Origin of the sequence: Pseudomonas sp. Leaf434 (assembly GCF_001425545.1) — a bacterium.
Classification (GTDB): domain Bacteria; phylum Pseudomonadota; class Gammaproteobacteria; order Pseudomonadales; family Pseudomonadaceae; genus Aquipseudomonas; species Aquipseudomonas siliginis.
On sequence record NZ_LMQZ01000009.1, the window covers coordinates 572,500 to 585,263 of the forward strand.

At 58.7% G+C, this 12,764-nt stretch carries 14 protein-coding genes, 1 tRNA gene and 1 pseudogene; 4 read left to right on the plus strand and 12 right to left on the minus strand.

The features are described from left to right. The first annotated feature begins 1 nt into the window (after window position 1). On the plus strand, window positions 2–1,012 hold the full coding sequence (locus ASG55_RS19955; RefSeq protein ID WP_177342730.1) for a GlxA family transcriptional regulator: 1,011 nt from the start codon (window positions 2–4) through the stop codon (window positions 1,010–1,012). A gap of 219 nt (window positions 1,013–1,231) precedes the next feature. Here the strand turns inward: ASG55_RS19955 and ASG55_RS19960 are convergent, their stop codons facing one another. Next, window positions 1,232–2,266 (minus strand): alpha/beta fold hydrolase, encoded by a 1,035-nt coding sequence (locus ASG55_RS19960; RefSeq protein ID WP_056789584.1) that lies wholly within the window; start codon window positions 2,264–2,266, stop codon window positions 1,232–1,234. Between the two features lie 307 nt (window positions 2,267–2,573). Between ASG55_RS19960 and ASG55_RS19965 the strand changes: the two genes are divergently transcribed. Then, window positions 2,574–2,648, plus strand: a tRNA-Gln gene (locus ASG55_RS19965). A 114-nt stretch (window positions 2,649–2,762) separates the two neighbouring features. Here the strand turns inward: ASG55_RS19965 and ASG55_RS19970 are convergent. Next, window positions 2,763–4,751 (minus strand): peptidase U32 family protein, encoded by a 1,989-nt coding sequence (locus ASG55_RS19970; protein ID WP_056789588.1) that lies wholly within the window; start codon window positions 4,749–4,751, stop codon window positions 2,763–2,765. Between the two features lie 224 nt (window positions 4,752–4,975). Between ASG55_RS19970 and ASG55_RS19975 the strand changes: the two genes are divergently transcribed. Then, window positions 4,976–5,452, plus strand: coding sequence for a hypothetical protein (locus tag ASG55_RS19975; protein ID WP_056789591.1), 477 nt, complete (start codon window positions 4,976–4,978; stop codon window positions 5,450–5,452). 165 nt (window positions 5,453–5,617) lie between these two features. On the opposite strand, the gene ASG55_RS19980 is transcribed toward ASG55_RS19975, so the two are convergent. Next, window positions 5,618–5,998 carry a RidA family protein gene (locus ASG55_RS19980; protein ID WP_056789594.1) on the minus strand — a complete coding sequence of 127 codons (381 nt, stop codon included), beginning with the start codon at window positions 5,996–5,998 and terminating at the stop codon, window positions 5,618–5,620. Between the two features lie 215 nt (window positions 5,999–6,213). Here ASG55_RS19980 and ASG55_RS19985 point away from each other — a divergent pair, with 215 nt between their 5' ends. Beyond that, entirely contained in the window at window positions 6,214–6,627 is a 414-nt protein-coding gene (locus tag ASG55_RS19985) for a cupin domain-containing protein (protein WP_056789598.1), read from the plus strand. 12 nt (window positions 6,628–6,639) lie between these two features. Here ASG55_RS19985 and ASG55_RS19990 read toward each other — a convergent pair whose 3' ends face one another. From ASG55_RS19990 to modA, 9 genes and pseudogenes are all read right to left on the minus strand, one after another. Next, window positions 6,640–6,891, minus strand: a complete 252-nt coding sequence (locus ASG55_RS19990) for a hypothetical protein (RefSeq protein ID WP_056789602.1) — start codon at window positions 6,889–6,891, stop codon at window positions 6,640–6,642. Then, window positions 6,888–7,145 carry a DUF6555 family protein gene (locus ASG55_RS19995; protein ID WP_056789607.1) on the minus strand — a complete coding sequence of 86 codons (258 nt, stop codon included), beginning with the start codon at window positions 7,143–7,145 and terminating at the stop codon, window positions 6,888–6,890. The genes ASG55_RS19990 and ASG55_RS19995 overlap by 4 nt, the downstream gene beginning before the upstream one ends. A gap of 232 nt (window positions 7,146–7,377) precedes the next feature. Further along, on the minus strand, window positions 7,378–7,929 hold the full coding sequence (locus ASG55_RS20000) for an ATP-dependent Clp protease proteolytic subunit (protein ID WP_041480149.1): 552 nt from the start codon (window positions 7,927–7,929) through the stop codon (window positions 7,378–7,380). Window positions 7,930–8,305: 376 nt separating this feature from the next. After that, a pseudogene (locus ASG55_RS26515) lies at window positions 8,306–8,422 on the minus strand (general stress protein); the annotation flags it as partial. A 309-nt stretch (window positions 8,423–8,731) separates the two neighbouring features. Then, entirely contained in the window at window positions 8,732–8,962 is a 231-nt protein-coding gene (locus ASG55_RS20010) for a hypothetical protein (protein WP_016774936.1), read from the minus strand. A 161-nt stretch (window positions 8,963–9,123) separates the two neighbouring features. Continuing rightward, a complete protein-coding gene (locus ASG55_RS20015; RefSeq protein WP_056789610.1) occupies window positions 9,124–10,161 on the minus strand; it encodes a DNA topoisomerase IB in 1,038 nt (345 codons plus the stop codon). 71 nt (window positions 10,162–10,232) lie between these two features. Continuing rightward, complete coding sequence (modC, locus tag ASG55_RS20020) at window positions 10,233–11,312, minus strand: molybdenum ABC transporter ATP-binding protein (RefSeq protein ID WP_056789615.1); 1,080 nt, start codon at window positions 11,310–11,312, stop codon at window positions 10,233–10,235. A 3-nt stretch (window positions 11,313–11,315) separates the two neighbouring features. Then, window positions 11,316–11,996 (minus strand): molybdate ABC transporter permease subunit, encoded by a 681-nt coding sequence (modB, locus tag ASG55_RS20025; protein WP_056789616.1) that lies wholly within the window; start codon window positions 11,994–11,996, stop codon window positions 11,316–11,318. Beyond that, entirely contained in the window at window positions 11,997–12,764 is a 768-nt protein-coding gene (modA, locus tag ASG55_RS20030; protein ID WP_056789618.1) for a molybdate ABC transporter substrate-binding protein, read from the minus strand.

Consider the following 12,764-nt stretch of genomic DNA (forward strand, 5'->3'; position numbering starts at 1 on the left):
CTTGACCGAACGACGCCAATTCAGCGGAGGCATGAAGGGGAAAAACCTCCGCTATCTGAATGAGCAAAGCGATAACGCGCAGTTGACGCGCACCGGTTTTCTGCTGCTCGAACACTTTTCGCTACCGGCCTTTACGCAGACGCTGGACGCCGTGGTGACTACCAATCTGTTGCGCCCGGGGCTGTTTACCTCGCGCACCTTCGGGCTGGGTGAGGGCGAGGTCATCAGCGACCTGGGGCTGGTGATCCGCCCCGATGCGCGTCTGGACTCAGCAGCGCTCGAGGAATTGGATCTGCTGGTGGTCTGCGGCGGTTATCGCACTGAACTGCGAGCGAGCGATGGGTTTGTGCACTTGCTCAAACTCGCGGCGGAGCGGGGCGTCAGTCTGGCCGGGTTGTGGAATGGTTCGTGGTTTCTCGGGCGTGCCGGGTTGCTCGACGGCTACCGTTGCGCGATTCACCCGGAACATCGCCCCGCGTTGACGGAAATTGCCAAGGCTACGCACGTCAGCAGCGAGCCCTATGTGATCGACCGCGACCGTCTCACCGCGTCGAGCCCATCGGGGGCTTTCCACATGGCGCTGGACTGGATCAAAGGCCTGCACGGCAAGGCGCTGGTCGAGGGTGTCGAGGACATTCTGGCGTTTGAGGAATCGCGCTACCGGCGGATCAAACCGGATGAAAACATCTGCGTCAGCGCGCCGTTGCGGGAAGTGATCAAGCTGATGGACGCCAACCTCGAAGAACCGCTGGAGCTGGAACAACTGGCGGTCTACGCCGGCCGCTCACGGCGCCAGCTCGAGCGCTTGTTCAAGGAACAACTGGGCACCACGCCGCAGCGCTATTACCTGGAACTGCGCATCACCGAAGCACGGCGCCTGCTGCAACATACCGAGCTGTCGCAGGTGGAAGTGCTGGTGGCGTGTGGTTTCGTTTCACCGAGCCATTTCAGCAAGTGCTACAGCTCGTATTTTGGTTATCGGCCTTCGAAGGAAAAACGGCTGGTTAAATAGATCGACCGGTGCAATCCCCAAAAACCCTCACCCCAGCCCTCTCCCAGAGGGAGAGGGAGCCGACCGAGGTATCTTGCGCTGTACATCGACCTGAAAGATGGACGTCGACTTTGGATTCAATACAGCGCTTTCAGGTCGGCGTAAATCTCGAATATCCCCCAATCAGTTCCCTCTCCCTCCGGGAGAGGGCTAGGGTGAGGGGTATTGAGGGCGGGTCTGTCAGAGACGATCAGCATCGATTACAGCTTGCGCAAACGCCGCCGGGCTTTCCTGGGGCAAATTGTGCCCAACCCCACCCTCAATCAACCGGAACTGATATTTCCCGGTAAAACGCTTGGCATAGTCCTCAGGCTTGGGATGTGGCGCACCATTGGCGTCGCCTTCCAGGGTAATCGTCGGCACGCTGATCGAAGGCGCAGTAGCCAATTTTTCTTCCAGCGCGGCATATTTCGCCTCGCCCTGCACCAGGCCCAGCCGCCAGCGGTAGTTGAACACGGTGATTTCGACGTGATCGGGGTTCTGCAACGCTTGGGCGCTGCGGTCGAAAGTGGCGTCGTCGAACTTCCACTGCGGCGAAGCCAGCTGCCAGATCAGTTTGGCGAAGTCGTGGGTGTTCTTTTCATAGCCGGCACGGCCGCGTTCGGTGGCGAAGTAGAACTGGTACCACCACTGCAATTCGGCTTTCGGCGGCAGCGGGTTTTGCCCGGCGGCCTGATTGCCGATCAGGTAGCCGCTGACCGCCACCAACGCCTTGACGCGCTCCGGCCACAATGCTGCGACGATGTCCGCCGAACGCGCGCCCCAATCATAGCCGCCCAGCACTGCTTGTTTGATCTTCAGCGCATCCATGAAGTCGATCACGTCGCTGGCCAGCGCCGCCGGTTGGCCGTTGCGCAGGGTGTTTTTGGACAGGAACTGCGTGTCGCCATAACCGCGTGCATACGGCATCAGCACGCGGTAACCCTTGGCCGCGAGCAGTGGTGCGACATCGTCGTAGCTGTGAATGTCGTAGGGCCAGCCGTGCAGCAGAATCACCACTGGGCCATCAGCGGGGCCGGTTTCGGCGTAGGCCACGTCGAGCAAGCCAGCCTTGATGTGCTTCAGCGGGCCGAAAGGCGAGGGCGCCGAATAGCTGACGGCGGCCGGTTCAGTGGTTTGCGCCTGAGCGCTGCCGACGGCGCCGAACAGTGACAGCGCCAGGACTGACAAGCCGAGCGCGGCGGTGATTTTAGAGGTGTGCAGAGCCTGTTTCATGCTGACGTCTCCTTTGCGAGCCTGTGGCCAAGGGGCTGGATGAACCCTTGAAACCCTGGGTGCATTGAAGCGTGGCGAGGTATCTGCTCTGTGTCGCCAGAGAGCGTTTTTGCATTGGGTTGTGTAGCAGCGGGGCGCGTACACAGTGTGATACATGGCGATGAAACGGTGAGTTTCCGCGCGAAAATAATAAGTGGCTGTTTTAAAACAAAAAAAATTTTATTTCGGGCTTCCCAAATGAAATGAATGTTGTTAAATTGCGCCCCGTTCTCACAGCGATCCTAACGGAGCCGCTGATCAGAGCTACAGGGGCGTCGCCAAGCGGTAAGGCAGCAGGTTTTGATCCTGCCATGCGTTGGTTCGAATCCAGCCGCCCCTGCCATCTACGAAAAAACGCCAACTTCGCAAGAAGTTGGCGTTTTTTTATGCCTGCGATTTACCGCGTTTGGAGCCAAGCAGGCGTGCGCGATGCCGAAGCACCGCGCACGCCGGCCACTTAGTGCGGTGCGCGCGGGATGGTTTTCATCAGGTCTTCAGGGCTGATGTGGCCGACCACGCTGCCCGGCTGCGGCAGGTTCAGAATGTGGCCTTTCATCTTGCCGATGATGTGCATCTCGCACGGCTTGCAATCGAACTTCAGCGTCAGCACTTCATCGCCGTGGATCAACTGCATCGGCGCGACCTTGGTACGCACGCCGGTCACGCCTTTGGCCTGTTTCGGGCACAGGTTGAAGGAGAAACGCAGGCAGTGCTTGGTGATCATCACCGGCACCTCGCCTGGCTCTTCGTGAGCTTCGTACGCCGCGTCGATCAGCTTGACGCCGTGACGGTGGTAGAAGTCGCGCGCCTTCTGGTTGTAGACGTTGGCGAGGAAGGTCAGGTGCGAATCCGGGTACACCGGCGGCGGCGTGGTTTCGGCCTTGCGGCTGCCACGCGGATGCGCGGCGACACGCGCCGCAGTCAGCGCTTCGATCACTTCGCGACGCAGCGACTTGAGCTGCGAGTTGGGAATGAAGAACGCTTGCGGCGCATCCAGCTTGATGTCGGTGGCGTGATACTGGGTTGTGCCGAGCTGACCGAGCAGGTCACGCAGTTGCTCCAGCGCCTGTTCCGGCTTGTTGGCAACGCCGAACGGCCCGTTCAGCGTGACGCTGGCGCTGATGCCTTCTTCGCTGGTCGCGGTCACTTCCAGCTGTTCTTCGCGCAGACGGGCGAACCAGCTCAGGGCCACACGACGTTCCGAAGAGGTCTTCTGCAACGCCTGCTGCCAGTTGTGATCAAGGTTGCGATTAAGCGGGTGGCTTGGACGCAGCTTGAACAGGCCCTCGGGCATTTCGTTCGGTTCGACGCGGTAGCGGTAGCGCTTCTCGCCGTCTTCTTCGAACTCGCCTTTGGCCTCGGCGATGTTGGCGCGGAAACCGACCACTTCGCGTTTGACCAGCACGTTCAGGCCGTCGCCGTTGGACAGCGGCTCGTGAGTGACAACCTGCATGTCACGCTTGCCGACTTTTTCCACCGTGCCGACTGGCAGACCGGTGAAGGTTGGCGAATCGAAGGCGCCGATGTCGATCTTGCGATCGGTGACGAAGTAATCGGTGCTGCCACGGTGGAAGGTCTTTTCCGGGTCGGGCAGGAAGAAATGCACGGTGCGGCCGCTGGAGGCGCGGGCCAGGTCAGGGCGGTCTTCGAGCACGTCGTCCAGACGCTGGCGGTAATAGGCGGTGATGTTCTTCACATAGCCCATGTCCTTGTAGCGACCTTCGATCTTGAACGAACGCACGCCTGCTTCGACCAGCGCGCGGATGTTGGCGCTCTGGTTGTTGTCTTTCATCGACAGCAGGTGTTTTTCGTAAGCGATCACGCCACCCTTTTCGTCTTTCAAGGTGTACGGCAAGCGGCAAGCCTGGGAGCAGTCGCCTCGGTTGGCACTGCGGCCGGTTTGCGCGTGGGAAATATTGCACTGGCCGGAGAAGGCCACGCACAGCGCGCCGTGAATGAAGAATTCGATGGCCGCGTCGGTTTCATCGGCGATGGCGCGGATTTCTTGCAGGTTCAGCTCACGGGCCAACACCAACTGCGAGAAACCGGCCTGATCGAGGAACTTCGCTCGCTCGAGGGTGCGGATGTCGGTCTGGGTCGAGGCGTGCAGCTCGATCGGCGGAATGTCCAGCTCCATTACGCCCAGATCCTGAACGATCAGCGCATCGACGCCGGCGTCGTACAACTGATGGATCAGCTTGCGCGCCGGCTCCAGCTCGTTGTCGTGCAGGATGGTGTTGATGGTGGTGAAGATGCGTGCGTGGTAACGGCGGGCGAACTCGACCAGTTCGGCGATTTCGCTGACTTCGTTGCAGGCGTTGTGGCGTGCGCCGAAGCTCGGGCCGCCGATGTACACGGCGTCAGCGCCATGCAGGATGGCCTCGCGGGCAATGGCGACATCGCGGGCAGGGCTGAGCAATTCCAGGTGATGCTTGGGCAAGGACATAGTTTTTTTAGTCAGGCGGTCACGGGCAAGGGGCGCATTGTACCTGTGAAACACCTGGGCGGCATCAGCGTGCCGATATCAGGTACGAAGGACCTAGCACAATACGAGGCAATGCATAACTGTAAAGTCTGTCAGTTGTCCGCCCGCGTCCAAAGCGTGAACATCAGGTGGGAGCGGGAAAGTCGCTCTGGCCTATATCACGCAAGACATTGGAGATTAATATCATGAAAGGTAATAACGCCTTCGCGACGATTGGTATCTCGGATTTCGCGTCGTTTAAATCGCGTCCGCAGAAGAAGGCCGAAGTGTATTACAAAGCGGTCGTTTCACCCCATCATCCGGGCATTGGCAAGCCAATATTCTCCGCTACTCGGCATCTCTATTTCGGCACAAAGGAGACGTTCAGCGTTATTGGTCAATATTTTACGGACGAGGTGGGTGAGATTATTTCATTTGTGATAGATCGCTCCCTTACGGACGGTACGCATGAAGTTGGCGGGTTCGGAAGTCCCGTGGCGGGATTGATGACTATGTCGCATGAAATTTTATATGCGAAAACAGGAACAATAGAGTTTGCGCGCAAACACGAAGAAGGTATCGATTCGATTACGGCAACATTCAATTTTGAAATCGAGCACCGCGGGCAAACATACCGGGTATCAGAAGGTAAACTGTTTGTTATAGCTAGCGGTCCCCTTTAAGTTTTGTGAATAGACCGTTGACGCCAATTCGCTCAACGAGCGAGCCAGCGCATGCCAAACGGCCGCATCCTGGTGGCTGCTGTGTTTGGCGCGCGCCCTTAAGCATTTTCACTGCGTACGCCGCAACCGGAATCGTGGCGGCAGCCTACGCAGTATTTCCGCAAATCAGCCCTTGGCCGCCATCGCCGTCACTTCCACACGCATCCCCTCAACCGCCAGCGAAGCGACGCCCACCGCTGCCCGCACTGGCCAAGGCTTGGCGAAGTAGCGTTTGTAGACTTCGTTGAACGCCGCGCGATCAGCCATGTCGGTGAGGTAAATGGTCAGGTGCAGCACCCGGTCCATCGAACTGCCAGCACGTTCCAAGGCGACTTTCAGCGCTTGCAGCGTGCACTCGCTTTGCTCGGTGATGCCGCCGAGTTCCAGGCTGCCATCGGCGCGGGTCGGGATTTGCGTCGAGACCATGATCCCGCCAAAGGTGGCGACGTCGGAAGAAATCGAATCGGTGTCCGGATCAGGCGTGAAGATGATGTCTTGATTGGCCATGGGCATCTCTTGTTTGGGTGAATGAAGATTGCGGCAGTTTACAGATTCTTTCCCACCATGGCCCGGACGGGGACCGCGACACGTTTGTATAAGCGTGTATCAGCCCTCAGCGGATACACACGGCAACACCAAACCGGGCTTTCGCGACACATCCGCCTTACATGCCGAGCCCAAAGTAGCCCTCACACCAACACTACGTTCAAGAGGGCACCACCATGTACCGTCCACTGTTTCTGGCTTCTGCCGTTGTCTTCGCCTCCCTTGCCGGTTTCGCCCATGCGGCAGATGCGCCGGCGACGAGCTGGCAGAAAGGTCTGAGCCGTACTGATCTGGTTCGCCAGGATCTCGGCGCTGACAATCGCGAGGTGATTCAGGCGCGTATCGATTTCGACGCTGGCGTCACCTCGCCTCGGCATGCTCATCCCGGCGTGGAAGTCGCCTATGTCATCAGCGGCACGTTCGAGTATCAGCTCGAAGGGCGGGCGCCGGTAATACTCAAGGCCGGTGATTCGTTGTTCATTCCGGCGGGCGTGGCGCATGTGGCGAAAAACATTGGCAGCGAAAAGGGCGTGGAACTGGCCACTTACGTCGTGCCGAAAGGCGAGCCGCTGCTGATCCTCAAACCATGACCTGTCAGGCTGCTATTTCGAGCGCGGCTTGCTCATTGCGCGCTTGATGCGCATCCAGTCCTGATAGGCCGCCGTTCGCTTGGCGTCGGCCAGGGCTTTCGCTTCGCTGAAGCGAGCCCAGGACTCAGGGCTGTCGGCGTCATGCTCAATGATTCTGTAGGCCGCCTCTTCCAGCAGGTCGGCCTCGCGGAACATCGCGGCGTTTTCTGCCATCTCGTCATCCCAGGATCGGCCGAAACCGAATTTCAACGTGTGCTCATTCATTTTGCGTGATCCTCCTCCCACACCAGAGGCACCGACTCGCGCCATTGCACCCCGGTCACGCCAAAGCGCTCCGCCATCGGTTTGGAAAAACGTTTCAACGGAGGCCGACCGGGGCGGGGGATGGGCGCGATTCCTGCGTCGCAACTTGCCCACTGCCACGCTTCGGCGTTGTTCATGTTTTTTGTGCGAATGACGAATGACCTGGGCTTTCCATGTAACAGGTACTCGATCACGTACAAGTCCACTGCGCTCATACATTTCCTCCGTCTGTTAAAAAGAGGGATGTCTGGCGAAATGAATAATTCAGAGAAAATTCTTTTGGCTGGGATGACCGGCATGCGCCGCTTGTTTAGCGTTATACCGCGCGTTGGGGCGTGTACAAGTTGAGGCGCCAATGCACTACATGATCTTGTAATGTCGCTGCTCAGAGTGGCGATCTGAATAGAATGAAACGCATCTAAAGCGACGCGTTATTCAGGAGGGGCTTCAGGAGTAAATGCATGAGCAGACAAAGTCGGCGTGAATCTCGGTGTCTTCAACCGCTGTGATCAGCCCTGCATGCAAAGCTTCTTCAGGATTGATGATGCGCGGAGCCGCTGTCAGGTATTTCTCTGTCTCCAACGCATTTTTCCCGTTACTGGTACGCTCGGCGACAATCTGCGCGTACAGATGCAAGTCGTAATCCAGGCTCATGGCATATTCCGACATGCGCGAATGATCAACCGCTCCCTGCAAGTGCCAATGAAAAGGGTGAAACAGAAACTTGCTATGAGTGCACGCAGTGCGGCGCTGGCCGGCGAGGAAAACGATATTGCCCATCGACTCGACCGTTCCCAGGTTATGCGTGTGTACCGGGACGGGCAGCGCCATCAGAAAGTTGTACATCGTAAAACCGTAACTGCATTCGCCACCCATGGTAGCGATGTTCAGAATCAACCTGGGGGCATCTTCCTTTACCGCACGCGAGGCTCTATCAATCAGCTGACCGCAGGTTGAAGCATTGATAGGGCCGGTAAAGTTAATCACGTGAACAGGCATGGCAATTTCCTCGACGGGCCGGGGCTCTGCGAACGGGCTCTTTGCGCAAGGACTGGTGCCCGTGAGTCAGGAGCAGCGTTCGTACGTTGGCGTCGTTTGCGTTTCTCGAGAGTTTTCAGAGTCAACGTTCAACTGCCTGCGCTCGTAACATTCATGTTGGGCACGATCGCTGTGCTGCGGGTGGCCAGGTTTTCTTTCAATGCACGAAGACCCAGCGTCGTCCGGCAGTTTCTCCGGGGAGCTGCGCGTCGCTTCTGGAACAACTTCAGCGCCTTCGCGTTGGTGTAACTGGCTTGGAGGAGTATGTATGGAGGTGGTCATCTATGCGCTCCGTCGAATATTACAAGGGCAGCGAGGCTGCCCTTGTACCGCTCATTTACGACTTGCGACCTCCACTGTGGCTGGATTGTCCGCCTTTGCGACCAGCCTCGGATGCTTTTTCACGATCGTTGGCGAAGTTGCCGCCAGACTGTCCGCCTTTTTTCCCGGACTCTTGCATCTTGTCACGATCGTTGCCGGCGTTACCTGTATTTTTATTTCCGGTGGTCATGATAGCTCTCCGATATCTATTAACGTTTCGCTAGTGATGTCCGTTTTCGTCATGGACACCTACTTCGATTACATATCGGTTCACGGTGTTTTGATTTTTTTTAATTGATCCGATGAGCGGTGCCTGCACTTTCAACTTGTATCGGCCAGTAGTGCACATATAACTAAAAGGGCTACGCTCAATCGCATTGGATAATAAAGAAAAACACTTACACCGATGCCGAGCCGGTTGTTGAAGTTAATTGAACCTCGACTATCTGAATCGTGGCAACGGCCGATCAATTGGCTTGAGCGTCGAAAGCGTATCGCGAATAAGCGGCGCATCTTTTTCGATGTCATGCAGTCGGTCGCGAATGCGCAAAGCTGTCGGATGCCCGCCTTGATGATCAACCCAGTCGGCGATCTCTTTGCAGGCGGCTGCCAGGCGCGCCTGGCGGGCGTCGAGCAGGGTGAGGAGGGTGGTGATGGACTCTTTCTCGGACATGAAACACCTCCGTTCGCTGAAACGGCTGAGTTGCAACAAAAAGCCCGCATGGCGCGAACCTTCAGATCAACTATAGAAGCCCTGCGCGATCGTGCAAAAAATACCCGGCTCAGCTCATCGGCAAATCTTGTAGGAGTGAGCCTGCAGGGGGTTTGTGCGACTCAGGACGCCTCGCTCACCTCACACATCCGCTCGAGAAACATCGCCAAGGCTACTTCCTCAGCGCGCAGGCCTTTGCGCACTCGCGGGCGAGGCAGTTCGGCGAGCGCGCCGAGCATGAAATGTTCGAGCACCGCAGGGTGGATGTAGCATTTGCGGCACACCGCTGGCGTGTTGCCCAGCTGTTTGGCGACGTTCTTCACGGCTTCAACCACATGGCGCTTGGCCTCGGTTTCCGACTCATGCTGCAGCTCGCGCAGCACTGCCAAAGCCAATGCGCTGCCCGCCCAGGTGCGGTAATCCTTGGCGGTGAATTCAGCGCCGGTGAGCTTTTGCAGATAGGCGTTGACGTCGGAGGAGGTGACGGTGTGCCGTTCGCCGTGTTCATCAAGGTACTGAAACAGGTTTTGCCCGGGAATCTCCAGGCAGCGCTTGATGATTCGCGCCAGGCGACGGTCCTTGACGGTGATCTGGTGTTCGATGCCGCTCTTGCCGCGGAACTGGAACAGGATCGCGCTGCCGTTGACCTCGACATGCCGACTGCGCAACGTGGTCAGGCCATAAGAGCGATTGTCCCGCGCATATTGGGTATTGCCGACGCGGATCAGCGTGGCGTCGAGCAAGGTGATGACCGTGGCCATGACCTTGTCGCGGCTGAAGCCCGGGGCGTCGAGCAGCGCCTCAAGCTGGCGCCGCAGTTTGGGCAGGGCCAGGCCGAACTCTCGCAGGCGCGAGTATTTGTCGGCGTCGCGCACTTCGCGCCAGCGTGCGTGATAACGGTATTGCTTGCGCCCGCGCGCATCGCGGCCGGTGGCTTGCAGATGACCGCACGGGTCGGCGCAGATCCACACATCGGTGTAAGCCGGCGGCACCGCGAGGGCATTGATGCGTTTGATTTCGTCCGGATCGCTGATGCGCTGGCCCGACGGTTCGAAATAGACGAACTTGCCGCGCAGTTTTTTCCGGGTGATACCAGGCTGAGTGTCATCGACGTAATGCAGATCGGCGGGCAGGGCATCTGTCAGCACGGTATCGGGCATGGCGGTTTCCTTCGGTCATACGGCAGTCTGTAACTGATTGACCGCAGTCGCTGGCCGTCGTGCCGAATGATTTACGCGAGCACCGCCACTGCCTTGATCTGCGCCCACAGCCGCTGGCCCGGGTGCACGCCCAATTGGTCACGCGAGAAGCGGGTGATCCGCGCCAGCAGCGGCGTGCCGCCCGCATCGAGGCGGATCAGCACATGGGCACTGTTGTCAGCGGCCTGTTCGCTGATGACGGTAACGGGCAGACGATTGAGAATGCTGCTGGCTGCATCGTTGTTCAGCGCCAGGCTGATGTCACGGGCGTGCACCTTGCAGCGCAGGGCTTGGCCCACGGCCATCGGCGCATGGGTGACGCGAATGTTCATTTCGGTAGCTGGCAGTTGCAGGCTGAGCAATTGATAGGTGGCGTCGTAGGCGCTGACCTGACCTTCGATGATCACCCCGGCGTCATCGCCCAGCGCCAAAGGCAGATCCAGACGCGCGAGGGTCTCGCCGATCGGGCCGCTGGCGAGGGCTTTGCCGTCACGGAGCAATACCAGATGATCAGCCAGACGCGCGACTTCATCCTGGGCATGGCTGACGTACAGCAGCGGAATATCCAGTTCGTCGTGCAGGCGTTGCAGGTACGGCAAGATTTCGCTTTTGCGCCGGCTGTCGAGAGCCGCCAGTGGTTCGTCCATCAGCAGCAGTTTCGGGCTGGTCAGCAGGGCGCGGGCGATGCCGACGCGCTGTCGTTCGCCGCCGGACAGATGCTGCGGATGACGCTCGAGCAAATGGCCGATGCCGAGCAGTTCGGTCGCTTGGTTGATATCGACCAGGCGTTGCGACTTGGCGATGCGTTTGAGACCAAACTCCAGATTGGCCAGCACAGACAGATGCGGGAACAGGCTGGCTTCCTGAAACACGTAGCCAAGCGCACGTTTATGCGGGGCTACGAAAATGCCCTGCGCGCTGTCCTGCCAGACCTCATCGTTGATCTGCACAAAACCCTGCTCTGCGCGTTCCAGCCCGGCGATGCAGCGCAGGCAGGTGGTTTTGCCGGAGCCGGAATCGCCAAACAGCGCGGTGACGCCCCGGCCCGGCACTTGCAGATCAACATCCAGTTCGAACCCCGGATAAGTGCGTTTCAGGCGTACATCAATCATCGATCAGCTCCAGCCAGCGCGGGTTTTACGGCTGGAATACAGCGCCAGCAACACCAGAAACGAGAACACCAGCATCGCCCCGGACAGCCAGTGCGCCTGGGCATATTCCAGCGCTTCGACGTGGTCGTAAATCTGCACCGAGACCACGCGGGTCTTGTCGGGAATGTTGCCGCCGATCATCAGCACCACGCCGAATTCACCGACGGTGTGGGTAAAACCGAGAATCGCTGCGGTGATGAAGCCGGGGCGCGCCAGCGGCAGGATCACGCTGAAGAACGTGTCCCAAGGATTGGCGCGCAACGTCGCGGCGACTTCCAGCGGGCGGGTGCCGATCGCCGAGAATGCGTTTTGCAGCGGTTGCACCACGAAAGGCATGGAGTAGATTACCGAGCCGATGACCAGCCCGGTGAAACTGAACGTCAGCGTGCCCAGCCCCAGCCATTGAGTGAACTGGCCGAGAAAACCGTGCGGCCCCAGCGCCAGCAACAGATAAAAGCCGATCACCGTCGGCGGCAGCACCAGCGGCAGGGCGACGATGGCGCCAATCGGGCCGCGCAACCACGACGAGGTGCGCGACAGCCATAACGCGATCGGCGTGCCGATCACCAGCAGAATCACGGTGGTCAGCGACGCCAGTTTCAGGGTCAGCCAGATCGCGGCGAAGTCGGCACTGGTCAGCGACATTTACAGTTCATATCCGAAGGATTTGATCACCGCAGCGGCTTTCGGGCCTTTGAGATAATCGATCAGGGACTTGGCAGCAGCGCTGTCCTTGCCTTTGTTCAAGATCACCGCGTCCTGTTTGATCGGATCATGCAGGGTGGCCGGAACAATCCATGCCGAGCCGCTGCTGATTTTGCCGTTCTTGAAGATTTGCGACAGCGCCACAAAGCCTAGTTCGGCGTTGCCGGTGGAGACGAACTGGTAGGCCTGAGTAATGTTCTGGCCTTCGACGATTTTGCTTTTCGTGGCTTCGCTCAACTGGAGTTTTTCCAGCACCTGGGTGGCGGCGAGACCGTATGGCGCGGCTTTCGGGTTGGCGATGGACAAGTGCTGGTATTGGTTGGTTTTCAGCACGTCACCCTGTGCATCCACATAACCTTCTTTTGCCGACCACAGCGCCAGGGTGCCAATGGCGTAGGTGAAGCGCGAGCCTTTGACGGTTTCGCCTTCCTGTTCGAGTTTTGCCGGGGTGCTGTCGTCAGCTGCGAAAAACACTTGGAAGGGCGCGCCGTTTTTGATCTGGGTGTAGAACTGGCCGGTTGCGCCGTAAGCAGCAACCAATTTGTGCCCGGTGTCTTTTTCGAAATCGGCAGCGATGGCCTGGATTGGCGCGGTGAAATTGGCGGCGACCGCCACTTGCACTTCGTCAGCTTGCGCGGCACTGATGCTGAAAAATGTGAGGAATGAGGCGAGACAGGCAGGGGCGAGGCGTGTGGCAGCAGGTGTCAT